This is a genomic window from Aquitalea sp. FJL05, from assembly GCF_003852595.1.
Classification (GTDB): Bacteria; Pseudomonadota; Gammaproteobacteria; order Burkholderiales; family Chromobacteriaceae; genus Aquitalea; species Aquitalea aquatilis.
Genome location: NZ_QAJS01000002.1, coordinates 64,833 through 90,384, shown reverse-complemented (window position 1 = coordinate 90,384; position 25,552 = coordinate 64,833). Strand labels below are relative to the sequence as shown.

Genomic DNA, 25,552 nt, shown 5'->3' with positions numbered 1-25,552 from the left:
AAAACAGTCACATGGCCTTTAATTTCAAACGTGCTCAAGATGTGCCGGCGCAGTTTTGCATTTTTGGCAAACTGCCCCGCCGTGGCGACTTTGTCCGCATCAATGCGACACATCCGGCCGCTACTCAGCTGGATACGGTATTGGCAGAAAGTATCCGGCAACTCGACTCCGATGCCCGGATCGATGAATACCGCGCCATGCCACCCACTTCGTTTGTCATCCGCTCGCGTGATGGCGCCTGGCTTTCGCTGGGGGTGATACATCCCAGCCATGATGAAAGTGGTCGGAATTACCCGCTGGTGGCCGCGTCCTTGCTGCAGTCCGATGGCCCGCAGCCGCCGATTGCCGTGCTGATGCTGTCCAATGAGCTGTTTTTCAATGGCTTGCAAGAGCAGCTTGGCAACGCCATCGACAATGCGGTCGAAATGCTGGCCTGCAGACAATACCTGGAAGAGCAGTCGATCTTCGGTGCTAGCTCTGTGGCAGACCTGGAACTGGCAGAGCAATTGCTCAGCAGGCATCTGTCTTTGACCCACCCAGATTATCTGGCGGGGTTGCTGCGCCAGCATGGCGATACCGATCTCGAAGCCTTGTTGCTGTCATTTGTGTTTCACAGCCAGTTGTTGCGCAAATTCAAGGACAGCTTGTCGGCGCAAACATATTTGCTGCCGCTGCCTGCCGGTGATGGCGAGGATATGCTGGCCGCCGTGACTTGGCTGTCACTGTTTTCTGCGGCCACTGCCGGTATGCGGGACATCCCGGTGCAGTGCCTGATTATCCGTCAACCACAGGCCAGCTATCTGGCCCTCGTGCCGGGTGCATTGAGTGAGCATCTGCTGGCACAGTGCTGGGGTGTACCCCTTGATGCCCGTTTCATCATTGATGTTGATGATGAGCAGGCGCCGTGGCGCAACCATCAGTCCTATGCGGAGGCCGCCTATATTCTCAGCCGGCGGCTGACTGATCCGCACTTTTCGGTAGCTCAGCTTTGCGATGTGATGGCCAGCCTTTCGCGCAGCCTTGTTTAATATTTTTGGCGATTAGTTCAAACCTTGGGGAGTCATGATGGCTAACGAAAGTACACAAAAGAAATTGTCGCGCGTACGTCCGCCGCGCGTGCAGATTACCTACGACGTTGAGATCGGCGATGCCATCGAAACCAAGGAGCTTCCCTTTGTCATGGGTGTGTTGGGTGATTACGCGGGCCACAGCAAAGAGCCGCTCCCCAAGCTGAAAGAGCGCAAGTTTGTACAAATTGACCGCGACAATTTTGATGAAGTGCTCAAGGGCATGGCACCTCGCTTGGCAATGAAGGTGGACAACAAGCTGGTTGATGACGAAAGCCAGCTGGGTATTGAGCTGAATTTCCAGAACCTGGCCGATTTTGAACCGCAAAACGTGGCCCGCCAGGTTGAGCCATTGAACAAACTGCTGGCAGCACGCCAGCGTCTGGCCGATCTGCGCAACAAGATGGCAGGCAATGACAAACTGGAAGAGTTGCTGGATGACGTAGTGCGCGATACCGAAAAGCTGCGGCAGATCAGCAAGGGCAAGAATGACAAGGTGGGTGAATAAGCGATGAATGCGGAACAACAGCTCAATACGACCGAACAGGCTGCTGCAGCCAATACTTCCAGCTTGCTGGAAAGCATTATCGAGCAGAGTCATGTTGCCACCAATGACAGTGAAAAAGGCCATGCCCGGGATTTGATTTCGGAGTTGGCCGAGCAGGTGCTGGAAGGCAGCGTGACCATTTCGCGTGATCTGAGCGCCAGCCTGGATGCCCGTATCGCCGAAATCGATGCGCTGATTTCCGATCAGCTCAATACCATCATGCACCAGCCTGATTTTCAGAAGCTGGAGGCCTCCTGGCGTGGCCTGAACTATCTGATCAAAGAGTCTGAAACCAGCACCATGCTGAAGATCAAGGTGCTCAATGTTTCCAAGAAAGACTTGGTCAAGGATTTCAAATCAGCGGCTGAGTTTGATCAAAGTGCACTGTTCAAGAAAATCTACGAAGAAGAGTACGGTACGTTCGGTGGTGCCCCTTATGCCGCATTGGTGGGGGATTACGAGTTTACCCGTCATCCGGAAGACTTTTACCTGCTGGATGAGCTGTCACATGTGGCTGCCGCAGCCCATGCGCCGTTGATTTCCGCTGCGGCCCCCGGACTCTTCGGCCTGGAAACCTTTGCCGATATTGGCAAGCCGCGTGATCTGGCCAAAATATTCGATACAGTTGAGTATGCGAAATGGAAGTCGTTCCGTGAGTCCGAGGATTCGCGTTATGTCGGCCTGGTATTGCCGCATGTGCTGGGGCGTTTGCCGTATGGACGCGACAATGTCCCGGTGGAAGACTTTGATTTTGAAGAAAATGTCGATGGCAGCAACCATGACAAGTATCTGTGGACCAATGCGTCCTATGCCTATGCTGCGCGCCTGACCGATGCTTTTGCCCAGTACGGCTGGCTGGCAGCCATTCGCGGGGTCGAGGGTGGTGGTTTGGTAGAGGGCTTGCCGGCACATACCTTTAAAACCGACAACGGCGAAGTGGCCTTGAAGTGCCCGACCGAGGTGGCGATTACCGATCGAACCGAGAAATTGCTGTCGGATCTGGGATTGATTTCATTGGTTCATTGCAAGAACACGGATTATGCCGCCTTCTTTGCCGGCCAGTCGGTACAGAAAGCCAAGACATACAACACCGATGCTGCCAACGCCAACGCCAGATTGTCGACCCAGTTGCCGTACATCTTTGCGGTATCGCGCATTGCGCATTACATGAAATCCATCATGCGCGACAAGATCGGCAGTTTTGCTTCCCGCCAGAATGTGCAGGACTACCTTAATACCTGGCTGGCGCAGTACGTATTGCTGGATGACTCGGCCAGTCAGGAAGCCAAGGCGAAATATCCTTTGCGCGAGGCACGGGTGGATGTAGTTGAAGTACCGGGCAAGCCTGGTGTTTACCGTGCCGCTGCGTTTTTGCGTCCGCACTTCCAGCTTGATGAGTTGACCATTTCGTTGCGTCTGGTGGCAGAGTTGCCGCAGCCCGCAGCTTAATTGGTGATTGTGGAGGGTGTCCTCCGTTTTGTTCCTGCTTTAAGGAGAAGTAATAATGGCTTTTGATGCATTTCTGAAAATTGATGGTATTCCTGGTGAAAGTACTGACGACAAACACAAAGACTGGATCGAAATCCTGTCCTTCGCCCATGCTCTGGAACAGCCGGCACAGTCCACTGCCAGCTCGGCCGGTGGTGCTACTGCCGAGCGTGTAAACCATGCTCCTTATCAAATTACCCACTTCCTGGACAAAGCCAGCCCGAAGATTTACGAGGCTTGCTGCACCGGTAAGCACATCAAGGAAGTGGTGATTGAGCTGTGCCGTGCTGGTGGTGACAAGGTGAAGTACATGGAAATCAAGATGGAGCAAGTCCTGATTTCCAAGGTTGAGCCGACCGGTTCCGCGAATGATGCCGGCTTCCCCAGCGAGAAGGTCAGCTTCTCCTACGGCAAGATCAAGTGGACCTACACGCAGCAGAAGCGTGCTGACGGTACTGGCGGCGGCAATGTAAGCGCCGGCTGGGATCTGACCAGCAACAAGACTATCGCCTAATTCCTGTGAATTGAGCATAGCGCCCGCTCCGTCCGGAGCGGGCTGTTTTTCGCTTTTCTCGGATGTTTGTCATGAAGCAATTCTTGTTAGCTTGCCTGTTTTCGTCGCTGTTGGCTGGATGTGCCAACACGTCCCATCCGGTGGACCCTGCTGCAGTAGCCGCTGCACAGAAAATGGCTGCTGAACGCGCTGCACTGGAAAAAAAGATTGATGCCAATATGGCGATTGATCCCAATTTCATCCCCTTTGACAAGATGAGCCCCAAGCTGGATCCGGTAGGGCAGGGGCAACTGCTGCGTTTGCTGCCGCAATTGAAAGCCAGCAAAGCCATTGCCATTCGCGGTCATTGTTATCGTGGTGATGTAGGGAATGCCAAAGCCGCCGCACAGGCACGGGCTATTGAAGTTAAAGATTTTCTGGTTGGAACCGGCGTGCTGGAAAGCAGAATTTCCATCCGTTTCGATACCGAGCGCAAGGCTCACGGAACGCAGCTGGTTTTCAAATAATCTGCGTGCTCGCAGCCCTGCTGCTGTCTTGCTGGAGCGCGGCAGCGCTGCTTGTGCGCCATCTGCTTTTTGCCAGTCGGCCGGGGCCTAGATGGGTTTGGCTTTGTTCCGGGGGGCCGCTGGTGTTTGGTGGCAGGTTGGCGTGGAGGTTTCGGCGGCAAAGTACTGCTGCAGATAGTTTTCCAATGCAGCCGCATCCAGTGGCCGGGCATAGAAATAGCCCTGAAAGGTATCGCAGCCGTTTTCGCGAAGAAAGGCCACTTGTTCGATCAGCTCTACGCCTTCGGCCGTGATGCCCAGCATCAGGCTTTTGGCCAGCATGATGATGGCCTTGCACACGGCGGAGTCCTGGCTGAGTGCCGGCGTGTTGCAGATAAAGGAGCGGTCTATTTTTAGCCGGTCTACTGCCAGATCTTTCAGTACCGCCATGGACGAGTAGCCAGTGCCGAAGTCGTCGATGGCGACGGATACGCCCACGGCTTTCAGTTCTTTCAGTATGCGTTTGCTGTCCTCCAGCGATTGCAGCACGCTTTCGGTGATTTCCAGTTCCAGCAGATGGGGTGGCAGGCCGGAGTGTTCCAGCACCGCGGCCACGCGCTGGCGAAAATCCGCTTCGACAAACTGCATGACCGACACATTGACCGCCACCTTGAGCGGGTAGTGAAAGGTGGTGTTCCAGCGTTGTGCTTCGATGCAGGCTTGTTCCAGCACCCACATGCCGATTTCCTGGATCAGGCCGCATTCCTCTGCCACCGGAATAAACAGGGCCGGCGGGATGTTCTGCTCGCCATCCTGCCAGCGCAGCAGGGCTTCGAAGCCAATCAGCACGCTGTCCTCTACCCGGATCAGCGGCTGGTAGTGCAACTGGAAGCGCTGTTCCTTGACGGCCTGGCGCAGCCGCTGTTCCAGCCGCAGCCGTTCGTGTACTTTTTCCGCCATTGATTCATCAAAGGTGCAATAGCGCCGCTTGCCGGATTCCTTCGCCTCGTACATGGCACTGTCGGCGGCGCTGAGTAGCTTTTCTGCGGTGCGGCCGTGCTGCGGGTACATGGCAATGCCGATGCTGCAGGTGACCACGATGGTTTCATCACGGGTTTGCATCGGCTGTTCCAGCTTTTCCAGCAGACGCCCGGCAATCGCCGTGCAGTCTTCTTCGCTGCTGTGCGGGCAGATGATGAAAAACTCGTCGCCACCAAAGCGCACCGGGATGTCCGAGCGGCGCACGGTTTCACGAATGCGTTGTGCCACCACTTTCAGCAACTGGTCGCCGGTGGCGTGTCCCAGCCCGTCATTGATGAGTTTGAAACCATCCAGATCGATGAACAGCAGGCCCATGCGGCTGCCGTTCATTTCTGCGCGCTGCAGTTCAATGGCCAGTTGTTCGTTCAGCAGGTAGCGATTGCCCAGTTCGGTCAGCGCATCATGAAAGGCCATGCGGTTCAGTTCGATTTCGGCTTTCTTGATGGAGCTGACATCGGTGCAGCCGATGATGTAGTGCGAGGGGAATTCATTATCGTAAGACACCAGGCAGATGTGTTCCCAGGCGGGGAACTGCTCACCGTTCTTGCGCTGGCACATCACTTCGCCATGCCATCCCACCTCTTTCATCTGGCTGATGCTGTCGTAAAAGTCTGGGGTGTGCTTTTTGACATGCAACAGTTCGTCGATGTCCTGCCCCAGTATTTCCAGCAGGGAAAAACCGGTCATGCGCAAGAAAGCCGGGTTGGCGGATTTCACCAGCCGCTCGGCATCGATCACCACAATCCCCTCGGCCGTGGACTGAAACACCGCGCCGGCTTGCTGCAATAGCTGTTCGGATTTGATACGTTCGCTGATGTCGCGCAGCACGCCAATTTGCTTGGCGCTTTCCTGCCATTGCGGCTCGTACTCCTGTACCGACATCTCCACCCAGACTGATTCGCCATCGTCCGGGGTGATGGTGGTAATCATGTCGACGCGGCCGCGATCCTTCAGTAACTGGTTCAGCCGACTCTGGTCGGCGTGCTCCAGCAGACGCATGAACGGTGGTGCGGCTTCCTGACGTGGCTCCATGGCCAGGCCGGTGATCTTGCCGAAGTAGCCCTGGCCGGTAAACAGCGATTGTTGCTGATCCCATTCCCAGATGCCCAGCTGGGCGGTTTCCACGGCCAGCATCAGCAGTTTTTGCTGCTTGTGCACTTCGAGCTCGGCGGTGCGGCAGGCCAGCGCCATGCGGATGGTGGCGTTCAGTTCGCGCAGCTCGAAGGGTTTGAGCAGATAGCCGTATGGCGCACTTTTTTCGGCCTGTTGCAGGATGTTTTCTTCGGCAAAGGCAGTCAGGTACACCACGGGGATATCCAGTTGCTGGCGGATGATCAGCGCTGCGGCAGTACCGGACATGTCGCCTTCCAGATGAATGTCCATCAGGATGAGGTCGGGCCGCAGTGCGGTGGCGCTACGAATGGCCTCTTCGCCGGAGGCACAGTTGGCGACAACCTCGAAGCCCAGGCTTTGCAAGGCAATTTTCAGATCCAGCGCCACGATGCGCTCGTCTTCTACGATCTGGATGCGGTGGGCCATGCTTACTCCCGGATGAGGTCTGGAATGGTCAGGGTAAAGCAGCAGCCCTGGCCTGGTACCGTATCTAGCGTGAGGGTGGCCTTCAACTGCTCGGTCAGCATGGGGAGCAATTGAAAGCCCAGGGTAGTGGTGCTGCCCAGCCCTACGCCAGGCGGGCAGCCCTTGCCATTGTCGCGAATCTCCAGCTCGACGCTGGCGGCGCTGCGCATGCCAATTTCCACCTTGCCGGGGCTGCCGGGCGTGAAGGCGTGCTTGCAGGCATTGACCACGATTTCGTTGAGGATCAGCCCGAAAGGAATGCTGTTTTGCAATTCCAGATAGGCCTCCTCGCCCTCGCGCTGAAAGCTGAAGGTGATATGGCTGCCATAGCCGGTGCTGACATCACGCAGCAGATGGGTCAGCCGTTCGATATACACCGACATCGGGATGCGGGAGAAGTCATTGCGCTCGTACAGCAACTGGTGGATCAGCGCCATCGAGCGCACATGGTTCTGGCTGTCCAGCAAGGCCTTGTTGACCTCGGCCGTGGCGTTGCGCGATTGCAGGCTGAGCAGGCTGGAGATCACCTGCAGATTGTTTTTTACCCGGTGATGTACCTCGCCTAGCAGCACGGTTTTTTCCTGCAGGGCCTTTTCCAGCATGGTCTTGGCGTGGTGGCGCTCCGAGACGTCGGTCACGCAGGCCAGCGTCAGCAATTCGTCGCCCACCTGCATCGGGTTCAATCCGATTTCACAGGGAAACTGCGAGCCATCCTGACGGCAGGCAAACAGTGGTTTGCGATTGGCCATGCTGCGGGCCGAGGGCTGGCGGAAAAAGCTGCTGACATAGGCTGCATGCTGCGGGTGCTGGTCGGCGGGCAGCAATTTGTTCATGGACTCTCCCACCAACTGGTGGCGGCTGTAGCCGAACAGCTCTTCCATGCGGCTATTGATCAGTCGGATCACCCCACGCTCGTCCACCATCATCAGCCCGTCCGGCGTGGACTCCACCACCTGGCGGAAATAGGTTTCGCTGATTTGCAATGCCTGCTCGTTCTGCTTTCTGGCAGTGATGTCGATGCCAGAGGCGATCAGGTTGCAGATTTGCCCGGCATCATCCCGCAGCGGTGTCAGCATGAAGTCGATGGTCATGCGGCTCTCGTGCTTCATGCGTACTACCACGTCGTAGCGTATGGTTTCACCCTCGGCCGCGCGGCTGATGGCCTGGCGTAGCGCGGACTGGATGTCCGGGTCGTAATTCCACCAGTAACAGTCCCAGAACGGCTTGCCTTGCACGGCTGGCAAGTCGAGGCCGGCCTGCTCCAGTGGTGCGCGGTTGGCTTCCAGCAGTACGCCTTCGATGCTGAGTACGCCGACAAAGGTGAACAGGGCATCCAGCACCTTGCGGATACGCTCGCTGCTGCTGCGTATCGCCATTTCCGCCTGTTTTTTCAACGAGACATCTTCCACCATGGCGATGATGCCGCAGGCCGTGCCGTCCTTGTCGAAGCGAGGGTGGTAACTGGCATTCCAGTAGGTGATGCGGCCGGAGCCGGGCGGTATTTCCTCGCTGGCCTCAAAGTCGCATTCGGCCACGCCGCTGCGCATCACCTTGTGCATGATGGCTTCCAGTGCCGGGCCGATCAGCGGCAGGATGTCACTCGGCCGGCGGCCAAGGTGCTGGCTGGCGGGCAGGCCATTGGAATCGGCCAGCCGGCGGTTGATGTGCTGGTAGCACAGCTGGCTATCCAGAATCGCAATGCCGATGGGAGAGGTCTCCAGCAAGTCCGCAACCAGTTTTTCCATGCCCTTGTCCCGCTATGCCGTGTATGGCGACTGAATAGTCAGTATGGGTAACGGAAATGAGTATGGAAAGTATTGAATTGGGCATGTGGTGATCACTTAATGCCGCTGTTGCTGGCATGGTTTTGTAGAAATAGGCAAAAACCGAGGAGCCGCCCCCGCAGCTGGCAGCTGCATTCTGCCCGCGCTGGCATGGCGGCCGGTTGCTGGCTGGTGCGAGTGGCGCAGGCTGGTCTGGTGGCGGGCTGCTGGCTGGAGTGTTTTCCAGGCAGGCCAGAATATATTTGAATGAAATGATCGGGGTTATTTTAAATGCAGCGATTATTTTATCCTGGTTTTAATATATTCATTCGGATGGCCGAATAAATAAACATATTGCCGTTCGGATTTTCGAATAAATATTTTTTCCATGTGAATATCCATAAAACCTACGTTGCGCCGGATATACGAACTGGTTAGCATGCACCCGTTGTTAGATCAAAGATTATCAGTGTGCCGCTTGACAGGATATTGTCACGGCTTTGATAGTCACGAATAAGATCGGCTAATAAAACCCCCGTACCTGTGTTACGTCTCCTTGCTGTACTGCTTGTACTGTCAGTGTTGGCGTGCCTTGGTCCGGGTTCTTTGCGAGGTTTTGTTAGCAGCTCTAAATATGTGAAACCAACGGGAAAAACATCGTGTCAGAAAATCAAGGTGACAAAAAGCTGCAGCGCGGGCTTGAGGCACGGCATATCGAGCTGATCGCCCTGGGCGGTACGATCGGTGTCGGGCTATTCATGGGCTCGGCCAGTACGCTTAAATGGACGGGGCCTTCGGTATTGCTGGCTTATGCCATTGCCGGCGTATTTATCTTCTTCATCATGCGTACCATGGGCGAGATGCTGCATACCGAACCGGTAGCCGGCTCCTTTGCCTATTACGCCTATAAATATCTCAGTCCCTACTGGGGTTATCTGACAGCCTGGGCTTACTGGCTGATGTGGATAGCGGTGGGTATTTCCGAGATTACCGCCGCCGGGGTCTATGTGCAGTACTGGTTCCCCTCTATGCCACAGTGGGTACCGGCCATTGCCTTTGTCGGCATTCTGGCCGCGTCCAATCTGCTGGCCGTGCGGCTGTATGGCGAATTTGAATTCTGGTTCGGCCTGATCAAGATTTCCACCATCGTGGTGATGATTCTGGTGGGGCTGAAGCTGATTCTGGTAGGCGGTGCTGACATGCCGGCCATCGGTTTTGCCAACCTTACCCAGCACAGCGGCTTTTTTGCCGGCGGCTGGCAGGGCTTCCTGTTTGCGCTGTGCCTGGTGGTGGCTGCGTATCAGGGGGTGGAGCTGGTAGGCATTACTGCGGGTGAAGCCAAGAACCCGCAAGTCACGCTCAAGCGCGCCATCAACAACATCATCTGGCGCATCCTGATTTTCTATGTTGGTGCCATCTTCGTGATCGTGGCCATTTATCCGTGGAACCAGATCGGCAGCAGTGGCAGCCCCTTTGTGCTGACTTTTGCCAAGGTGGGTATTGCCGCCGCAGCGGGTGTCATCAACTTCGTGGTGCTGACTGCGGCGCTGTCCGGCTGCAATAGCGGCATCTATAGCTGTGGCCGCATGCTGTATACCCTGGCGCAGAACAAGCAGCTGCCGTCCTTCCTGGCCAAGGTGTCCAAGGGTGGCGTGCCGGTTAACGCGATCTGGGTGACCATTGCCTGCATCGGCCTGGGTTCGGCGCTCAACTACATCATTCCGAATCCGCAACGCGTGTTCGTGTATGTCTACAGCGCCAGCGTGCTGCCGGGCATGGTGCCTTGGTTTGTGGTGCTGGTATGCCAGGCGCGCTTCCGTCTGGAGCATAGCGACAAGATGGCCAGCCATCCCTTCAAGTCCATCCTGTTCCCCTTCACCAACTGGCTGACCATCGCCTTCCTGGTGTGCGTGCTGTTTGGCATGCTGGTGAACCCGGATACCCGCGTCTCGCTGTTTGTCGGCAGCGGCCTGCTGCTGGCGGTGTCGCTGGTGTACAAGATGTTCAATCTGGGGCGTCATCACCAGCCGGCCATGGTGGCCGCCGAGCGTGATTGAGTAAGCGCTTCGGCATGCTGCGGTATGCCGGTGCCAGTAGAAGGGCGTGCCGAACGGCGCGCCCCCAGGCTGCTGACAAAGTAAACTGGTGCGATCTCACTGGACCCGGCAAAGCCGGGCCTCTCGACTAAGTGATTGATTCCGCAGCCTTCCAATTTACTCCCAATCCCCCCGCCCTTGCCCTGCAAGGGAGCCTCGCTTTCCTTTCGAAAAGCGAGAGGGGTTTGTCAATAATCTGGAGCGTGCCGAACGGCGCGCCCTTTTTTATGGTGAAGTCTCAGTCGAATACGGTGGTGCTGCGTTGCAGGCGGGCACCCAGCCGGCTGATCTCGGCTACAAAGTCCTGTGCCTGCGCCTCAAAACCGGGCACCGGGCTGCTGCAGTCTTCCAGCAGGATGAGCTTGCGGGCGAAGTCTGGCCCCAGATGGCGCAGCAGGCTGCGCACCGAGCTGGCCACGCAGTGAGACAAGGCTTCGCCGCCAATCAGCACGCGGTCTGCGGCCAGTAGGGGGGCCAGTTGGCTGCGGTCGAAGCCGGTGGCGGGGTCGTCCGCGCGTGGCACATCGGCCTCAAAGGCGGAAAAGTGCTCGGTCAGCGGATTGAGCCCCTTGAACAGCAGTTGCATTACCCGTTGCCGCTGGCATTCCCACTGCTGCAAAGCCTCATTCAGATTCTGCTGGATATTGTGTCCCCAACTGCCCACCAGGCAGTGCGGCGGCCACACATACAGGCTGCTCTGCTGCAGATAAGCGCGGACCTCGGCCAGCAACGACGGGTCGGCTGGCAGCCAGCGTCCGCTGTCGACATCTTCCAGGCTGATCGGGTTGTGCAGCGGCGATTCGCCATTTGGGCCACGCCAGAAGGCGGGGTGGGCGATGTCGTAGCGATGATGGCTGTCCAGCGTCACCGTGATGCCGTCCAGCTGCTCGCCATGACGGCTGATCAGCTGCGCCAGCCGCTGCAGATCGGCATTGGCGCCGCTGACCGGCAATGCAGCTGGTGGCAGGTCACAGAAATCGTTCTGGGGGTCGATGATCAACAGGTGATGGCGCATGGTGGGCTCGTGGCTTGGTGAGCCGGATATTGTGCGGCAAGCGCGGTTTTCTGGACAGGGTGGGGGCAGGGCCTTGCCTGTCGCAGTGGCCGGATTGGTCTCGCCGTTGCCGCCAGTTGCTTCCTTTGAACCGAGCAGGCTTGCCATGTCATCGACTTCTGGCATTATAAATTTTCATTTCAATGACTTTGAAGGAGTGGTTATGGGACTGCTGGATACCCTGGGTGAAGTAGCTGGTGCCATTGCTGCCGTGGAGGCAGCCGAGAAGCTGGATCCGGATGCGGGCCTCCTGACCAAGGGCATTGCTGCCGTGGCCGGTTTCAAAGGCGCAGGCGCACTGGAAGACATGCTGGAGAAGAAGGACGAGAGCGCCAGCGATGCCGGGCAGGGCGACCAAGCCCAGGCCTGAAGCGCTTATCTGCCAGCCCGTGCCGACCTCCATCGGCACGGGCTTTTGCATGGCTGGCGCTAAGCTAATCATATTGTTTCATTAGCTTTTATACTGCTAACAAGTTCATTTATTCTTGGTTATGGATATAAAAGGGCTCTGCTAAGGTGCTGCTCATTGACATGACGCACTGCGGAAAACCCACCCATGACCGTTCTCGCCATTCTCGGCAGCCCCAGCAAGAATTCACGTACCGCCCGCCTGATTGAGCGCAGCCGCGCCGCGCTGGCTGCGCTGGATATCAAGCTGCACACCCTGTCCATCCACGATTTTCCGGCTGAAGTGCTGCTGCACGGCCAGTTCTCCCACCCCGCCGTGCAGGATTTTCAGCGCCAGGTGCAGGAAGCACGCGGCCTGATCATTGCCACCCCGGTATACAAGGCCGCCTATGCCGGCGCACTCAAGGTGCTGCTGGACCTGATTCCCGAAGGTGGCCTCGCTGGCAAACCGGTGTTGCCGCTGGTCAGCGGCGGCAGCCCCGGCCATTTACTGGCGGTGGATTATTCCATCAAGCCGGTACTGGCCGCGCTCAAGGCCAGTGCCATCCACCAGGGGGTGTATGCGGTGGAGTCGCAAATCGGTGCCAATGCCAATGGCGAGGCCGAACTGGCCGAGGAGCTGGAACAACGCCTGCAAACCGCCGTGCACGAGTTTGCCGCCTTGCTGGGAGTCAACGCCCCGGCCCCGCATGCGCCGCGCTATGCCAATGATTTCATTTCCCGGCTGATCAGCCTGTAAGGAGCGCCTGCATGGCCATTTCCCTGTTGAAGAAAACACTGGGCCTCGCCTTGCTGGCTGCCGTTTCGCTATCGGCCCAGGCGCTGGAGCTGAATGTCGGTTACCAGAAAAGTGCCATCAATCTGGTGTCGCTGAAGGCGCAAGGCACGCTGGAAAAGCAGCTGGCACCGCTGGGCGTGACGGTGAAGTGGTATGAGTTCCAGGCCGGGCCGCCGATTCTGGAAGCCATGAATGCCGGCAGCGTCAGCATCGGCATGACCGGTGACTCACCGCCGGTATTTGCCCAGGCTGCCGGGGCCAATATCGTCTACATCGGCCAGGAGCCGTCCAAGCCGGAATCGTCGGCCATTCTGGTGCCTGCCGGTTCTGCCATCAAGAAACTGGCCGATCTGAAGGGCAAGCGCGTGGCCTTTACCAAGGGCTCCAGCGCGCATTACCTGACGGTGGCTGCGCTGAAAAAGGCCGGCCTGCAGTACGGCGACATCCAGCCGGTTTATCTGACACCGTCCGAAGCGCGGGCTGCTTTTGAGCGCGGCAGCGTGGACGCCTGGAGCATCTGGGACCCGTACTACGCGGCTGCCAGCCGTGCCGGTGGCGTGCGGGTGCTGTCCAGCGGTAAGGGGCTGAGTGCCAACAATACCTTCTATCTGGCTGCGCGCGATTTTGCCCAGGCCAATCCCAAGGTGATTGCCGCCGTGTTCAAGGCGCTGACCGACAACAACAAGCAACTGCGCGGTGATGTGCAGCAGGTGGCGAAAACCCTGTCCGGCTACACCGGGCTGGAGGCAGAAACCTATGCCGCCATGCTGGCGCGCCACCCCGACTACAGCGTCAGCTATGTCAACGCCAAAACCATTCAGCAACAACAACAGGTGGCCGACACCTTCCACGCGCTGGGCCTGATTCCCAAGGCCATCAAGGTACAAGACGCGGTGTGGAAGCCCTGAGCCCCGCCCAAGAACAAGACAAAATCAAGACAGGAATAACAAGCATGCAGATTTTCTGGTTTTTCCCCACTCATGGTGATGGTCGTTATCTGGGCAGCCCGGAAGGCGCGCGCACGGTAGACCTGGACTACCTCACCCAGATTGCCCGTGCTGCTGACAGCCTGGGCTTTGATGGGGCACTGATTCCCACTGGCCGCTCTTGCGAAGACCCATGGGTCACCGCCGCCACGCTGATTCCGGCCACGCAGAAGCTGAAATTTCTGGTCGCGGTACGGCCCGGCATCATGTCGCCCACCGTGGCGGCGCGCATGGCTTCCAGCTTTGACCGCTTGTCCAAAGGGCGCTTGCTGGTGAATGTGGTGGCCGGGGGGGACCCAGTCGAGCTGGCCGGCGATGGCAGCTGGCTCAGCCACGATGAACGCTACGAAGCCGCCAGCGAATTCCTGCATATCTGGAAGGGTGTGCTGGCCGGCGACAAGGTGACTCTGGATGGCAAGCACATCAAGGTAAGCGATGCCCAGTTGCTGTACCCGCCGGTGAGCAAGCCTTATCCGCCGCTGTACTTTGGTGGTTCTTCCGACGCCGCACATGATCTGGCCGCCGAGCATGTGGATGTTTACCTGAGCTGGGGCGAACCGCCGGCCGAAGTGGCCAAGAAGATTGCCGATGTGCGGGCGCGGGCAGCAAAACTGGGGCGCACGGTGCGCTTCGGTATCCGTCTGCACATCATCGTGCGTGAAACCAATGAAGAAGCCTGGGCCGCTGCCGAGCGCCTGATCAGCCGGCTGGACGATGCCACCATCGCCAATGCGCAGAAAACCCTGGCGCGGGCTGACTCAGAAGGCCAGCGCCGCATGGCTGCCCTGCATGGCGGCAGCCGCGACCAGCTGGAAATCTCGCCCAATCTGTGGGCAGGCATTGGTTTGGTGCGTGGCGGGGCAGGCACGGCGCTGGTGGGGGATGGCCCTACCGTGGCGCGGCGCATGCAGGAATATGCCGAGCTGGGTATCGAAACCTTTGTCTTCTCCGGCTATCCGCATCTGGATGAAGCCTACCGCGTGGCGGAATTGCTGTTCCCGCATCTGCCGGATCGTCTCAAGGCCGGTATCGGCCAGCAGCCTGCTGGCGAGGTAATGGCCAACCAGCTGCTGCCCAATGAGCAAAAGCTGTCTGCCGCTTCCTGAGGAGTCATTTCATGTCATCTAGCCTGTTTTCTGCTGCTGGCCTGTTGCGACAGGCCGGGCAGCGCCTGTTGCCCTGGCTGGTGCCGCTGTTGCTGGTGATCGGCTGGCAGATTGCCTCGCTGGCCGGTTGGCTGAACCACCGGGTACTGCCGGCGCCCAGCGAAGTGCTGGTGGCCTTCTGGCAGCTGCTGATCAGTGGCGACCTGTTCCGTCATCTGGCCGTCAGCTTTGCCCGGGTGGCTGCCGGCTTTGTCATCGGTGCCGGCCTTGGCCTGCTGTTTGGCCTGCTGACCGGTGTGTCGCGCCTGGGCGAGTCACTGTTTGATACCACCTTGCAGATGCTGCGCAATATCCCGCCCTTGGCCATCCTGCCGCTGGTGATCTTGTGGTTTGGCATCGATGAATCGGCCAAGGTATTTCTGGTGGCCTTTGCCGTGCTGTTTCCGGTGTATCTCAATACCTATCACGGCATTCGTTCGCTGGACCCGCAGTTGCTGGAAATGGCGCGCAGCTATGGCTTGAGTGGCCGCGAGCTGTTCCGCCAGGTGGTGTTGCCGGGGGCCTTGCCATCGATTCTGGTCGGCATCCGCTACGCGCTGGGCATTGCCTGGATCATCCTGATCGTGGCGGAAACCCTGTCGGCTACCAGTGGCATTGGCTATCTGGCGGCCAATGCCCGCGAATTCCTGCAGACCGACATCGTGGTGTTGTCCATCCTGCTGTATGCCGCACTGGGCAAGGCGGTGGATGTGGCCGCCCGCCTGCTGGAAAAACGCTGGCTGCGCTGGCATCCATCCTACTTTCAGGCCGCCTGAGGAGAGTCATGATGAAACTGGACGATCTCAAGACCGATCAGGCCATCCACCTGCATGGCCTCAGCCGCCGCTTTGGCGAACGGCTGGTGCTGGACCAGCTGCAACTGCAGATTCCCCGGGGCCAGTTCCTGGCCATTGTTGGCCGCTCCGGCTGCGGCAAGAGCACCTTGCTGCGGCTGCTGGGTGGGCTGGATCAGCCCGATGGCGGCCTGTTGCAGCAGCCGGCCGGGCAGAGCGTGCGGGTGATGTTTCAGGAAGCGCGGCTGCTGCCGTGGAAAACCGTGCTGGACAATGTGGCGCTGGGCTTGCCAGCCAGCCGCCGTGGCGAGGCCGAGCAGGCATTGGCAGAAGTAGGCCTGGCCGAGCGCGCCGGCGAGTGGCCGGCCCGGCTGTCTGGTGGCCAGCGTCAGCGTGTGGCACTGGCGCGGGCGCTGGTGCATCAGCCGTCCCTGCTGTTGCTGGACGAGCCCTTGGGCGCGCTGGATGCACTGACCCGGCTGGAAATGCAGGGGCTGATCGAGAAACTGTGGCAGCAGCATGGCTGCACCACGGTACTGGTGACGCACGATGTCAGCGAGGCGGTGACGCTGGCCGACCGGGTGGTGCTGCTGGAGGAGGGCCGGGTGGCGCTGGACTTGCCGGTGGAGCTGCCGCGCAGCCGCACCCATGCCGACCCGCGCTTTGTCGCACTGGAACAGCACATCCTGCAGCGCGTGTTGCAGGGGCCGGCTTTTACCACCCCATTCACCGCTGTCGCCCCGGCTGTACCGCTGCATTTTTCGCAGCTGAACTGGGCCTTGTAAGCCCATCACCAGAAAAATCACAGGAAAAACACCATGAGCATTCAATCCATCAATGTGCGCAACCAGTTCAAGGGCGTGATCAAGGAAATCATCGAAGGGCCGGTGCTGTCGGAAGTGGATGTGGAAACCCCGTCCGGCATTGTTACCTCGGTCATCACCACCCGCTCGGTGCGCGAGCTGCAATTGAAAGTGGGCTCGCCGGTGGTGGCCTTCGTCAAATCGACCGAAGTGTCCATCGCCACGCTGGCCTGAGGCTGCAAGGGCGGGTTAGTCGCCCGCCCTTGTGCGGTACGCGGCCAGGAGAGTGTGCAGGCTGTCTGCTGTATCCAATATTCTCTAAAACGATATACAACGAAATTTTTATTATTTTTGGTTTGGGCGTACTGCCGCTAGACTTGCCACTCCTGACGGGTCACCCCCGTCCTTCACCCGCTTTCTGCCCGACCAGGGCAGGGGATAGAACGCAGACGGTATGATAGAAGTACGCAATCTCAGCAAGCATTTCACCCATGAAGGCCGCCGCATTGCCGCGCTGGACAATGTCAGCCTGCAAGTCTCCGCCGGGGAAATCTACGGCATCATCGGCCGCTCCGGGGCCGGCAAGAGCACCCTGATCCGCTGCCTCAACCTGCTGGAACGGCCGGATAGCGGCACGGTCACGCTGGGCGAGCAGGAGCTGACCGCCTTGCCGGAAGCCGCCCTGCAGCAGCGTCGCCAGCGCATCGGCATGGTGTTCCAGCATTTCAATCTGCTGCGTTCGCGCACCGTGGCCGGCAATGTCCGTTTTCCGCTGGAACTGGCAGCTACCCTGAGCCCGGCGCAGATGGATGCGCGGGTGGACGAGCTGCTGCAACTGGTCGGCCTGTCCGATCACAAGGACAAGCGTCCGGCGCAATTGTCCGGCGGGCAGAAGCAGCGCGTGGGCATCGCCCGCGCCCTGGCCAATCACCCTGATCTGCTGCTGTGCGATGAAGCGACCTCGGCACTGGACCCGGAAACCACCGATTCCATTCTGGCCCTGCTGGCCGATATCAACCGTCAGCTCAATCTCACCATCGTGCTGATCACCCACGACATGCGGGTGATTCGCCAGCTGTGCGACCACGTGACCGTGATGGATCACGGCAAGGTGGTGGAGAGCGGCCAGGTGCTGGATGTATTCCTGCAGCCGCAGCATGCGGTTACCCGTAGCCTGCTGGCCGAAACCGGTTTTGGCCAGGGCGAGCGTGTCGAAGCCTGGCGCGCCCGCATCGGTGTGCCGCTGCTCAAGCTGACCTTTGTCGGCGAGCCTACGCTCAGCCCGGTGCTGGACAAGGTGGGCCGCGAAACCGGCCTGCGCGTCAACCTGCTGAGCGGCACCCTGAGCGAAATCCGTGACACCCCCTGCGGCCAGTTGCTGGTGGGGGTGGTGGAGTCTGATGTGGAACTGACGGCACTGCCGGAAATCTTTGCCCGCGAGGGTGTACGTTGCGAGGTGCTGGCATGAGCGCATTTGACCCAAGCCTGTTGTTGACCGTGGACTGGCCGGAAATCGGCGCGGCCACGCTGGATACCCTGACCATGCTGGGCGTATCGCTGCTGTTTACCATCGTGTTCGGCCTGCCGCTGGGCGTGCTGCTGTACATCAGCGCCGCGGGCCAGCTGCGTGCCCGCCCGCGGCTGTACGCCGTGCTGTCTTTTCTGGTGAACGTGCTGCGCTCGCTGCCTTTTGTGATTTTGCTGATCGTGCTGATTCCGCTGACGCTGCTGCTGGTGGGCACCTCCATCGGCGTGGCCGGGGCCATTGTGCCGCTGGTGATGGGCGCGATTCCCTTCTTTGGCCGGCTGGTGGAAAACGTGCTGCGCGAAATCGACCGTGGCGTGATCGAAGCCAGCCAGTCCATGGGGGCCAAGCTGCCGCAGATCGTGTTCAAGGTGCTGCTGCCTGAAGCCATGCCGGGCCTGATCGGCGCGGCCACGGTCACCGCCGTGGCGCTGGTGGGCTACACCGCCATGTCCGGTGTCATTGGCGGCGGCGGCCTGGGCGACCTGGCCATCCGCTATGGCTATCAGCGCTTCCAGACCGAGGTGATGATCGTCACCGTGGTGTTGTTGCTGGTGCTGGTGCAGGGCCTGCAAAGTGCGGGCGATGCGCTGGTGCGCCGCTGTCGCTTCGGCTGAGCATTCTGCCAGCGCGCTACTGATTTCCCTTGTTGTGACTCTCCGTGCAGCTGGTATCCGCCGGCTGTCTGGACCCCCTTTGCCCATTGATCTGGAGAATAAAACGATGAAACGCGTTTCCAAGCTGTTTGCCGCCCTGAGCCTGAGCGTAGCCGCCCTGGCCGTACACGCTGAAAATGTAAAGCTGGTGGTGGCTGCCTCGCCGGTACCGCATGCTGAAATCCTTGAAGCGCTGAAGCCCACCCTGGCCAAGCAGGGCGTGGATCTGCAGGTGAAGGTATTCAACGACTACGTGCTGCCCAACACCCAGGTAGAAGAAAAGCAGCTGGATGCCAACTTCTTCCAGCACATTCCGTATCTGGACAAGTTCAACAAGGACCGTGGCACCCATCTGGTAGTGGCCAGCAAGCCGGTGCACATCGAGCCGTTTGCCGTTTACTCCAGCAAGTTCAAGAAAGTGGCCGAGCTGCCGCAGGGCGCTACCGTAGCCATCCCGAATGACCCGACCAATGCCGGCCGTGCACTGCTGCTGCTGGACCAAGGTGGCGTGATCAAGCTGAAGGATCGCAAGAACATCTACCCGACCACCAAGGACATCGTGTCCAATCCGAAGAACATCAAGATCAAGGAACTGGAAGCCGCTACCCTGCCGCGCGTGCTGAACCAGGTGGATGCCGCCCTGATCAACGCCAACTACGCACTGGAAGCCAAGCTGAACCCGAAGCGTGACGCGCTGTTTACCGAAACCACTTCGCCGTATGCCAACCTGCTGGTAGCCCGTGCGGACAACAAGAACAGCGCCGCCATCAAGAAGCTGGCTGCTGCGCTGAACAGCCCGGAAGCCAAGAAATTCATCGAAACCAAGTACCAGGGTGCGGTGATTCCGGCTTTCTGATCCGGACAGACACGCTCTGCTGACTGAAAACGGGATGGCTACGGCCATCCCGTTTTGCATTTTCAATCCGTCCCTCACGCACTTTTCGCTGATTTTGTAAGCACTTGTCCGGGCTGAAAACGACGATTCGTTTCGTTATGCCAGAAAATGCCATAAGAACGGCATGGTTATCGATTTTCTTCATATTGACTGCAGATTTTCTTGCTTAGTCCGGGCCAGTGCGCCGCGTATATTGGTCTCCAACGCAACAGATGAGCAGCGCAAGGAGACAAGCATGAGCCAACTGCATTCCACCATCAGTACCACCCAGGCAGGCCCTTCCGGCCATCAGTTACAGGCTACCGATGCCAGCACCGCCAGTGCCGAGCTGCTGGAAATCGCCCGTCTGCGCGCGGCGGACAGTGGCCTCGCCTATACCGGTGCGCTCTATCCACTGGAGGCCTGGTCGCTGGTGGAAGCCGGCGTGGCCACCCTGGTGGATGTGCGCACCGTCGAGGAGCGCAAATTCGTTGGCCAGGTGCCGGATTCGTTGCATGTGGCCTGGCAGACCGGCACCGCCCTGATCAAGAACCCGCGTTTCCTGCGCGAACTGGAAAACAAGGCCGGTGGCAAGGATAGCGTGGTGGTGCTGCTGTGCCGCAGCGGCAAACGCTCCGCCGCCGCCGCCGAGGCCGCCGCCAAGGCGGGTTTCACCCAGGTCTACAACGTGCTGGAAGGTTTTGAGGGCGATCTGGACAGCCAGAACCAGCGCGGCGATGTAGGCGGCTGGCGCTACTGGAATCTGCCCTGGCAGCAGGACTGAAACCCGCCTCCGGCCCGTGTGACGATATAGCGAGTGAAGCCATGAATGATCTGGTCCGTCCCTTCAGCCCCAGCCAGCCCGTGGTACATGACTGGCATCTGGATAGCGTAGTCGCTGCCTTGCATGCCGCCCGTGCCGACTGGCGGCAAAGCCAGGGCCGCTTGCGGGATTTTTCCACCCGCGAGTTTCCCTCCCGCGCCGCATTGCGCGACATCGTGGCTGCACTGGCGGCAGCACTGTTTCCCATGCGGCTGGGGCCACCGGGGCTGCGAGACAGCAGCGAGGATTTCTTTGTCGGCCACAGTCTGGCTGTGGCACTGGATGGGCTGGCCGCCCAGGTGGTGCTGGAATTGCGCTATAGCGCCCGCTTGCGCGGATTGACGGCAGATGACAGCGAGGCGCAGGCGGTTGTAATCGTGCAGCAGTTTGCTGCCGCCTTGCCCGATCAGCGCCGCCTGCTGGATGCCGACATCACCGCCGCCTGGCAGGGTGATCCGGCCGCCCGCAGCGTGGACGAAGTGCTGCTGTGCTATCCGGGCATCAATGCCATCCTGCATCACCGGCTGGCCCACTTGCTGTATCGCGCCGGTTTGCCGTTGGTGGCGCGCATCATCGCCGAAATCGCCCATGGCGAAACCGGTATCGACATTCATCCGGGGGCGCAGATCGGTGCCGGCTTTTTCATCGACCACGGCACCGGCGTGGTGATAGGCGAAACCGCCGTCATCGGCGAGCGCGTGCGGCTGTATCAGGCGGTCACACTGGGGGCCAAGCGCTTCGAGCAGGGCGAGGACGGCAGCCTGCTCAAGGGCCAGCCGCGCCACCCCGTCGTGGAAGACGATGTGGTGATCTACGCCGGTGCCACCGTACTGGGACGCATCACCATCGGCCGTGCTTCCAGTATTGGCGGCAATGTCTGGCTCACCCGCAGCGTGCCGCCGGGTAGCCAGATTACCCAGGCCAGCCTGCAGGCGGCCCCTCCCTAGAGCAGCTAACAAAAACCCTGCTGCTGCGTTGCGCCGCCTTGCCGTACTACTTGTACTGTCTGCGGCGGCAGGCCTTGCCCCAGGGACGCTACGCNNATTTTGTTAGCCGCTCTTAACCTCACCACTACCAATCACTGATTGACCACCTCGTCGCGCTGCATGGACAGCGGGCAGGGCGGAGCTTTGCCTGCAGGCCGCCGGCAAGGGGGTTGTGCTGCCTGCAGTTTTGTTTCTTCCACCATCCCTTATGGAGCAGACATGTCTCAACATCAGGACGTCAAACAGGCACTGGGCGACAACGCCGCGCGCCAACTGGCCAATGCCACCAAAACCGTACCGCAGTTGTCCACCATCAGCCCGCGCTGGCTGGTGCATCTGCTGCAATGGTCGCCGGTAGAAGCGGGCATTTTCCGTCTTAATCGTGTCAAGAACGCCGCCGGGGTGCAGGTAGCCTGCTCGCAGCGCGACGAGTCCGAACTGCCGCAAACCTTTGTCGATTACGAAGAGCAGCCGCGTGAGCTGTTCCTGAATGCGGTCACCACCGTGCTGGACGTGCACACCCGCGTGTCCGACCTGTACAGCAGCCCGCACGACCAGATCAAGGAACAGCTGCGCCTGACCATTGAAACCATCAAGGAGCGTCAGGAATCCGAGCTGATCAACAACCCGGAATACGGCCTCCTGGCCAATGTGGACGACACCCAGCGCATCTCCACCCTGACCGGCGCACCGACCCCGGACGATCTGGACGAGCTGCTGACCAAGGTATGGAAAGAGCCGGGTTTTTTCCTGGCCCACCCGCTGGCCATCGCCGCCTTCGGCCGTGAATGCACCCGTCGTGGTGTGCCGCCGCCGACCGTCAGCCTGTTCGGTTCGCAGTTCATCACCTGGCGCGGTGTGCCCATCATCCCGTCCGACAAGCTGCCTATCGATGAAGATGGCAAGACCAAGATCCTGCTGCTGCGCGTGGGTGAAAAGCGCCAGGGCGTGGTTGGCCTGTACCAGCCGGGCGTGGCTGGCGAACAGAGCCCGGGGCTGTCGGTGCGCTTCATGGGCATCAACCGCAACGCCATCGCGTCCTACCTGATTTCGCTGTATTGCTCGCTGGCCGTGCTGACCGAAGATGCGCTGGCCGTGCTCGAAGACGTGGAGATTGGCAAGTACCATGACTACCCAGATACCTACAAGTAAGCCTGAGGGCTTGCCGGACATCGCCCAACTGGCGAATCTGGCCAATGCCTTCTTCAGCGCCTTGCCGGGTCAGGTGCCGGGCAGCCCGCCGCCTGCCGCCAGCGGGCTGAATCTGGACGTGGCCGGCCCACAGCTGTCGCCACAACCGGCTGCTGCCGCTGCACACACGCCGGAACCCGCCGCGCTCGATGGTTTTGGCCGTAGCGGCCCGCATGCCTATGCCGTGCCGGAAGGCTATGGCGTGGCCATTCCGCAACTGGCGGCGGCCCAGCCTTCCGCCCCGTCCGCTGCCGGCGCAGCGCTGCCGTCCTCGCCGTATTACTTTATCGGCGAGTCTGCCGGCTATCCGTCTTCCACCAGCGATGTGGCGGTGGATGACCGGGTGACGGCGCAGTCCTTCGGTTTGCCGGGGGCGGATGAGCTGCGCGCCTTGCTGGCCGGTGACAGTCGCCAGCCGGTGGTGGCAACTCCGGGGCATGGTAATAGCCATGGTTATTACTTTGTCGAGGAATGGCCGCAACATGGCAGGGCACCGGATTTCGACCGCAAGGTGGCCAGTCGCAGCCATGGCTTTGATGTCAATGCCGTGCGACGTGACTTCCCCATCCTGGCCGAGCGGGTTAATGGCAAGCCCTTGATCTGGCTGGACAACGCCGCCACCACGCACAAGCCGCAAGCGGTGATCGACCGGCTGGCCTATTTCTACCAGCACGAAAACTCTAACATCCACCGTGCCGCGCATGAACTGGCGGCACGGGCGACGGATGCCTATGAAGCGGCCCGTAACAAGGTGGCCCGTTTCATTGGCTCGCCCAGCCCGGATCAGGTGATTTTCGTACGCGGTGCCACCGAGGCCATCAATCTGGTGGCCAATACCTGGGGGCGGCAGAACATCGGCGCGGGCGATGAAATCGTGGTGTCGCAGCTGGAGCACCACGCCAACATCGTGCCCTGGCAAATGCTGGCTGCGGCCAGCGGGGCCAGGATCCGGGTGATTCCGGTGGATGACAGCGGGCAGATCCTGCTGGACGAATACCGCAAGCTGCTGAACAGCCGCACCAGGCTGGTGGCCATCACCCAGGTATCCAATGCGCTGGGTACGGTGACGCCGGTGCAGGAAATCGTGGCGCTGGCGCATGCCGCCGGGGCACGGGTGCTGGTGGACGGGGCGCAGTCGGTATCGCACATGCGGGTGAACGTGCAGGCGCTGGATGCGGATTTCTTTGTGTTCTCCGGGCACAAGGTATTTGCACCCACCGGCATTGGCGTGGTGTACGGCAAGCAGGAATTGCTGGACAGCATGCCGCCGTGGCAAGGGGGTGGCAACATGATTGCCGATGTCACCTTCGAGAAGACGCTATACCAGCCGGCACCCAACAAGTTCGAAGCCGGTACCGGCAATATCGCGGATGCGGTGGGGCTGGGCGCGGCCATCGACTATGTCGAGCGTATCGGGCTGGAAGCCATTGCCCATTACGAGCACGGCCTGCTGGTATACGCCACCCACGGCCTGCAGTCGGTGCCGGGCCTGCGGCTGGTGGGCACGGCGGCCAACAAGGCCAGCGTGCTGTCCTTCGTGCTGCCGGGCTATCGCACCGAGGAGGTGGGCAAGGCGCTGAATCAGGAAGGCATTGCGGTGCGCTCCGGCCACCACTGCGCCCAGCCGATTCTGCGGCGCTTCGGGCTGGAAGCCACGGTGCGGTCTTCGCTGGCTTTCTATAACACCTGCGAAGAGGTCGATACTCTGGTTTCGGTATTGCAGCGGCTGGCGCGGCGGCATTAAGACCCGCTAACAACCCCCCCCCTGCGCCTCCTTGCCGTACTAGTTGTACTGTCTGCGCCGGCGCGCCTTGACCCGGGTTCTCTACGAGGTTTTGTTAGCAGCTCTAAGCTGCGCTGGAAATGAAGAAAGGGCCGATGCGTATGTGTCGGCCCTTTTCGTTTGGTGTGTTGCTCAGCTGCTGGCTTGCTGGTTGCGGATCAGCAGCAGCGATTCGCCAGTGTGCATGATGACTTCCGGATCTGGTGAAAACTCCACCTCGCCGGGGCTGCGCTCCAGCGCAATCACCATGGCCTTGCCATCGAAGCCATCCTTGAGAAAGCTGCCCAGCGGCTGGCCTTCCCAGCGCTCGTCCAGTACATGCACCTGGGCATGAAACTGGTTGGGATAGCGATGGTGCAGGTGTTCGAAGAAGTGCAGGGTTTCCGGGTGGGCCACGATATTGGCCATATTCATGCCACCCAGGTGGGACGGAATCACCACATTGTCCGCGCCCACCGCCAATAGCTTCTTGCGCGAGCTTTCGTTTTCCGCCTTGGCCACGGCCAGTACCGCCGGGTTCAGACTCTTGGCTGTTACCACCACAAAGGCGTTGTCGGCATCGGCACTCAGGCAGGAAATCAGTGCGCGGGCATGGGTGATGCCGGCGGCGCTGAGGTTTTCGTCTTCAGAAGCATCGCCGACGATGAAGGGCACATCACGCTCTTGCAGCAGGGCGATATTGGCCTCGTCCTTTTCGATGACTACCACCTGATGGCGGGTGCCCAGCAACTCTTCCAGCGCGTAGCGCCCGGTATGGCTCAGCCCGCAAATGATGGTGTGCTGGCGCATGCGCGCAATCAGTTTTTCCATTTTCTTTCGTCTCAGATAAAGCGGCAGGTCGCCCTGAAACAGCATCAGGGTGAGGGAGGAGATGCCATAACCGACCACGCCGGTGCCGAACACGATCAGCGCAATGGTGAAATAGCGGCCTTCCAGCGACAGGTTGTGGGTTTCGCCATAGCCGATGGTGGCCAGCGTGATGACGGTCATGAACAGACTGTCGGAAAAGCTCCAGTCCTCGATCAGCATGTAGCCGGAGGTGCCAAACAGCAGGGCGGCAAACACCAGGCTGCTGAGGAACACGAGCTTACGCGGGAAACTGTGGCGCATGGGTGAGGAGGCTTGGAAAAGCGGCATTATAGCTTGCTATTGCAGGATAAATGGATA

General features: G+C 59.7%; 24 protein-coding genes. 20 read left to right on the top strand and 4 right to left on the bottom strand.

Annotated elements, in window-relative coordinates:
- Window positions 1-11: 11 nt before the first annotated feature.
- The 5 genes from tagF (at window position 12) to DBR44_RS01870 (ending at window position 4,122) form a co-directional block, all read left to right on the top strand.
- Window positions 12-1,028, top strand: coding sequence for a type VI secretion system-associated protein TagF (gene tagF, locus DBR44_RS01890; RefSeq protein ID WP_124641507.1), 1,017 nt, complete (start codon window positions 12-14; stop codon window positions 1,026-1,028).
- Window positions 1,029-1,062: 34 nt separating this feature from the next.
- Window positions 1,063-1,575: a type VI secretion system contractile sheath small subunit gene (tssB, locus tag DBR44_RS01885; protein ID WP_233578287.1), complete on the top strand. Its 513-nt coding sequence runs from the start codon at window positions 1,063-1,065 to the stop codon at window positions 1,573-1,575.
- Between the two features lie 3 nt (window positions 1,576-1,578).
- Window positions 1,579-3,063, top strand: a complete 1,485-nt coding sequence (tssC, locus tag DBR44_RS01880) for a type VI secretion system contractile sheath large subunit (RefSeq protein WP_124641505.1) — start codon at window positions 1,579-1,581, stop codon at window positions 3,061-3,063.
- Window positions 3,064-3,118: 55 nt separating this feature from the next.
- Window positions 3,119-3,616 (top strand): type VI secretion system tube protein Hcp, encoded by a 498-nt coding sequence (locus DBR44_RS01875; protein ID WP_103525758.1) that lies wholly within the window; start codon window positions 3,119-3,121, stop codon window positions 3,614-3,616.
- A gap of 71 nt (window positions 3,617-3,687) precedes the next feature.
- A complete protein-coding gene (locus tag DBR44_RS01870; protein ID WP_158613537.1) occupies window positions 3,688-4,122 on the top strand; it encodes an OmpA family protein in 435 nt (144 codons plus the stop codon).
- An 87-nt stretch (window positions 4,123-4,209) separates the two neighbouring features.
- On the opposite strand, the gene DBR44_RS01865 is transcribed toward DBR44_RS01870, so the two are convergent.
- A complete protein-coding gene (locus tag DBR44_RS01865) occupies window positions 4,210-6,681 on the bottom strand; it encodes an EAL domain-containing protein (protein WP_124641502.1) in 2,472 nt (823 codons plus the stop codon).
- 2 nt (window positions 6,682-6,683) lie between these two features.
- Window positions 6,684-8,465, bottom strand: a complete 1,782-nt coding sequence (locus tag DBR44_RS01860; protein ID WP_124641500.1) for a PAS domain S-box protein — start codon at window positions 8,463-8,465, stop codon at window positions 6,684-6,686.
- A gap of 677 nt (window positions 8,466-9,142) precedes the next feature.
- Here DBR44_RS01860 and DBR44_RS01855 point away from each other — a divergent pair.
- Window positions 9,143-10,540: an amino acid permease gene (locus tag DBR44_RS01855; protein ID WP_124641498.1), complete on the top strand. Its 1,398-nt coding sequence runs from the start codon at window positions 9,143-9,145 to the stop codon at window positions 10,538-10,540.
- Between the two features lie 277 nt (window positions 10,541-10,817).
- On the opposite strand, the gene DBR44_RS01850 is transcribed toward DBR44_RS01855, so the two are convergent.
- Window positions 10,818-11,594, bottom strand: a complete 777-nt coding sequence (locus tag DBR44_RS01850; RefSeq protein WP_124641496.1) for an isochorismatase family protein — start codon at window positions 11,592-11,594, stop codon at window positions 10,818-10,820.
- Window positions 11,595-11,796: 202 nt separating this feature from the next.
- Between DBR44_RS01850 and DBR44_RS01845 the strand changes: the two genes are divergently transcribed.
- The 14 genes from DBR44_RS01845 (at window position 11,797) to DBR44_RS01780 (ending at window position 24,346) form a co-directional block, all read left to right on the top strand.
- Window positions 11,797-12,003, top strand: coding sequence for a hypothetical protein (locus DBR44_RS01845; protein WP_124641494.1), 207 nt, complete (start codon window positions 11,797-11,799; stop codon window positions 12,001-12,003).
- Window positions 12,004-12,189: 186 nt separating this feature from the next.
- Window positions 12,190-12,780, top strand: coding sequence for an NADPH-dependent FMN reductase (gene ssuE, locus DBR44_RS01840; RefSeq protein WP_124641492.1), 591 nt, complete (start codon window positions 12,190-12,192; stop codon window positions 12,778-12,780).
- A gap of 11 nt (window positions 12,781-12,791) precedes the next feature.
- Complete coding sequence (locus tag DBR44_RS01835; RefSeq protein ID WP_124641490.1) at window positions 12,792-13,727, top strand: sulfonate ABC transporter substrate-binding protein; 936 nt, start codon at window positions 12,792-12,794, stop codon at window positions 13,725-13,727.
- Between the two features lie 44 nt (window positions 13,728-13,771).
- Window positions 13,772-14,911 (top strand): FMNH2-dependent alkanesulfonate monooxygenase, encoded by a 1,140-nt coding sequence (gene ssuD, locus DBR44_RS01830; RefSeq protein WP_124641488.1) that lies wholly within the window; start codon window positions 13,772-13,774, stop codon window positions 14,909-14,911.
- Window positions 14,912-14,922: 11 nt separating this feature from the next.
- A complete protein-coding gene (gene ssuC, locus DBR44_RS01825; RefSeq protein WP_124641486.1) occupies window positions 14,923-15,726 on the top strand; it encodes an aliphatic sulfonate ABC transporter permease SsuC in 804 nt (267 codons plus the stop codon).
- Window positions 15,727-15,734: 8 nt separating this feature from the next.
- The gene (locus DBR44_RS01820) at window positions 15,735-16,529 is read left to right on the top strand and encodes an ATP-binding cassette domain-containing protein (protein WP_124641484.1); all 795 of its coding nucleotides are present in this window, start codon (window positions 15,735-15,737) and stop codon (window positions 16,527-16,529) included.
- Window positions 16,530-16,562: 33 nt separating this feature from the next.
- A complete protein-coding gene (locus tag DBR44_RS01815; RefSeq protein ID WP_103525746.1) occupies window positions 16,563-16,781 on the top strand; it encodes a molybdopterin-binding protein in 219 nt (72 codons plus the stop codon).
- Between the two features lie 220 nt (window positions 16,782-17,001).
- A complete protein-coding gene (locus DBR44_RS01810) occupies window positions 17,002-18,015 on the top strand; it encodes a methionine ABC transporter ATP-binding protein (RefSeq protein WP_124641482.1) in 1,014 nt (337 codons plus the stop codon).
- Window positions 18,012-18,689 (top strand): methionine ABC transporter permease, encoded by a 678-nt coding sequence (locus DBR44_RS01805; RefSeq protein ID WP_124641480.1) that lies wholly within the window; start codon window positions 18,012-18,014, stop codon window positions 18,687-18,689. The genes DBR44_RS01810 and DBR44_RS01805 overlap by 4 nt, the downstream gene beginning before the upstream one ends.
- 106 nt (window positions 18,690-18,795) lie before the next feature.
- A complete protein-coding gene (locus DBR44_RS01800) occupies window positions 18,796-19,584 on the top strand; it encodes a MetQ/NlpA family ABC transporter substrate-binding protein (protein ID WP_124641478.1) in 789 nt (262 codons plus the stop codon).
- A 274-nt stretch (window positions 19,585-19,858) separates the two neighbouring features.
- Window positions 19,859-20,386 carry a rhodanese-like domain-containing protein gene (locus tag DBR44_RS01795; RefSeq protein WP_124641477.1) on the top strand — a complete coding sequence of 176 codons (528 nt, stop codon included), beginning with the start codon at window positions 19,859-19,861 and terminating at the stop codon, window positions 20,384-20,386.
- Between the two features lie 41 nt (window positions 20,387-20,427).
- Complete coding sequence (gene epsC, locus DBR44_RS01790; RefSeq protein WP_124641475.1) at window positions 20,428-21,372, top strand: serine O-acetyltransferase EpsC; 945 nt, start codon at window positions 20,428-20,430, stop codon at window positions 21,370-21,372.
- 258 nt (window positions 21,373-21,630) lie between these two features.
- A complete protein-coding gene (locus DBR44_RS01785) occupies window positions 21,631-22,563 on the top strand; it encodes a family 2A encapsulin nanocompartment shell protein (protein WP_124641473.1) in 933 nt (310 codons plus the stop codon).
- The gene (locus tag DBR44_RS01780; protein WP_199730947.1) at window positions 22,538-24,346 is read left to right on the top strand and encodes a family 2A encapsulin nanocompartment cargo protein cysteine desulfurase; all 1,809 of its coding nucleotides are present in this window, start codon (window positions 22,538-22,540) and stop codon (window positions 24,344-24,346) included. Before DBR44_RS01785 ends, DBR44_RS01780 begins: the two co-directional genes overlap by 26 nt.
- 171 nt (window positions 24,347-24,517) lie before the next feature.
- Here the strand turns inward: DBR44_RS01780 and DBR44_RS01775 are convergent, their stop codons facing one another.
- Complete coding sequence (locus tag DBR44_RS01775; protein WP_233578285.1) at window positions 24,518-25,522, bottom strand: TrkA family potassium uptake protein; 1,005 nt, start codon at window positions 25,520-25,522, stop codon at window positions 24,518-24,520.
- Between the last annotated feature and the right edge of the window lie 30 nt (window positions 25,523-25,552).

Bases quoted from the DNA above. Each gene is read 5' to 3' on its own strand.
- DBR44_RS01795 (WP_124641477.1), top strand. From the start codon at position 19,859: ATGAGCCAACTGCATTCCACCATCAGTACCACCCAGGCAGGCCCTTCC.
- DBR44_RS01800 (WP_124641478.1), top strand. From the start codon at position 18,796: ATGAAACGCGTTTCCAAGCTGTTTGCCGCCCTGAGCCTGAGCGTAGCC.
- DBR44_RS01835 (WP_124641490.1), top strand. From the start codon at position 12,792: ATGGCCATTTCCCTGTTGAAGAAAACACTGGGCCTCGCCTTGCTGGCT.
- ssuD (WP_124641488.1), top strand. From the start codon at position 13,772: ATGCAGATTTTCTGGTTTTTCCCCACTCATGGTGATGGTCGTTATCTG.
- tssB (WP_233578287.1), top strand. From the start codon at position 1,063: ATGATGGCTAACGAAAGTACACAAAAGAAATTGTCGCGCGTACGTCCG.
- epsC (WP_124641475.1), top strand. From the start codon at position 20,428: ATGAATGATCTGGTCCGTCCCTTCAGCCCCAGCCAGCCCGTGGTACAT.
- DBR44_RS01810 (WP_124641482.1), top strand. From the start codon at position 17,002: ATGATAGAAGTACGCAATCTCAGCAAGCATTTCACCCATGAAGGCCGC.
- DBR44_RS01780 (WP_199730947.1), top strand. From the start codon at position 22,538: ATGACTACCCAGATACCTACAAGTAAGCCTGAGGGCTTGCCGGACATC.
- DBR44_RS01815 (WP_103525746.1), top strand. From the start codon at position 16,563: ATGAGCATTCAATCCATCAATGTGCGCAACCAGTTCAAGGGCGTGATC.
- tagF (WP_124641507.1), top strand. From the start codon at position 12: ATGGCCTTTAATTTCAAACGTGCTCAAGATGTGCCGGCGCAGTTTTGC.
- DBR44_RS01775 (WP_233578285.1), bottom strand. From the start codon at position 25,522: ATGCCGCTTTTCCAAGCCTCCTCACCCATGCGCCACAGTTTCCCGCGT.
- DBR44_RS01865 (WP_124641502.1), bottom strand. From the start codon at position 6,681: ATGGCCCACCGCATCCAGATCGTAGAAGACGAGCGCATCGTGGCGCTG.
- DBR44_RS01805 (WP_124641480.1), top strand. From the start codon at position 18,012: ATGAGCGCATTTGACCCAAGCCTGTTGTTGACCGTGGACTGGCCGGAA.
- DBR44_RS01845 (WP_124641494.1), top strand. From the start codon at position 11,797: ATGGGACTGCTGGATACCCTGGGTGAAGTAGCTGGTGCCATTGCTGCC.
- DBR44_RS01785 (WP_124641473.1), top strand. From the start codon at position 21,631: ATGTCTCAACATCAGGACGTCAAACAGGCACTGGGCGACAACGCCGCG.
- tssC (WP_124641505.1), top strand. From the start codon at position 1,579: ATGAATGCGGAACAACAGCTCAATACGACCGAACAGGCTGCTGCAGCC.
- DBR44_RS01860 (WP_124641500.1), bottom strand. From the start codon at position 8,465: ATGGAAAAACTGGTTGCGGACTTGCTGGAGACCTCTCCCATCGGCATT.
- DBR44_RS01875 (WP_103525758.1), top strand. From the start codon at position 3,119: ATGGCTTTTGATGCATTTCTGAAAATTGATGGTATTCCTGGTGAAAGT.
- ssuE (WP_124641492.1), top strand. From the start codon at position 12,190: ATGACCGTTCTCGCCATTCTCGGCAGCCCCAGCAAGAATTCACGTACC.
- DBR44_RS01850 (WP_124641496.1), bottom strand. From the start codon at position 11,594: ATGCGCCATCACCTGTTGATCATCGACCCCCAGAACGATTTCTGTGAC.
- DBR44_RS01820 (WP_124641484.1), top strand. From the start codon at position 15,735: ATGATGAAACTGGACGATCTCAAGACCGATCAGGCCATCCACCTGCAT.
- DBR44_RS01870 (WP_158613537.1), top strand. From the start codon at position 3,688: ATGAAGCAATTCTTGTTAGCTTGCCTGTTTTCGTCGCTGTTGGCTGGA.
- ssuC (WP_124641486.1), top strand. From the start codon at position 14,923: ATGTCATCTAGCCTGTTTTCTGCTGCTGGCCTGTTGCGACAGGCCGGG.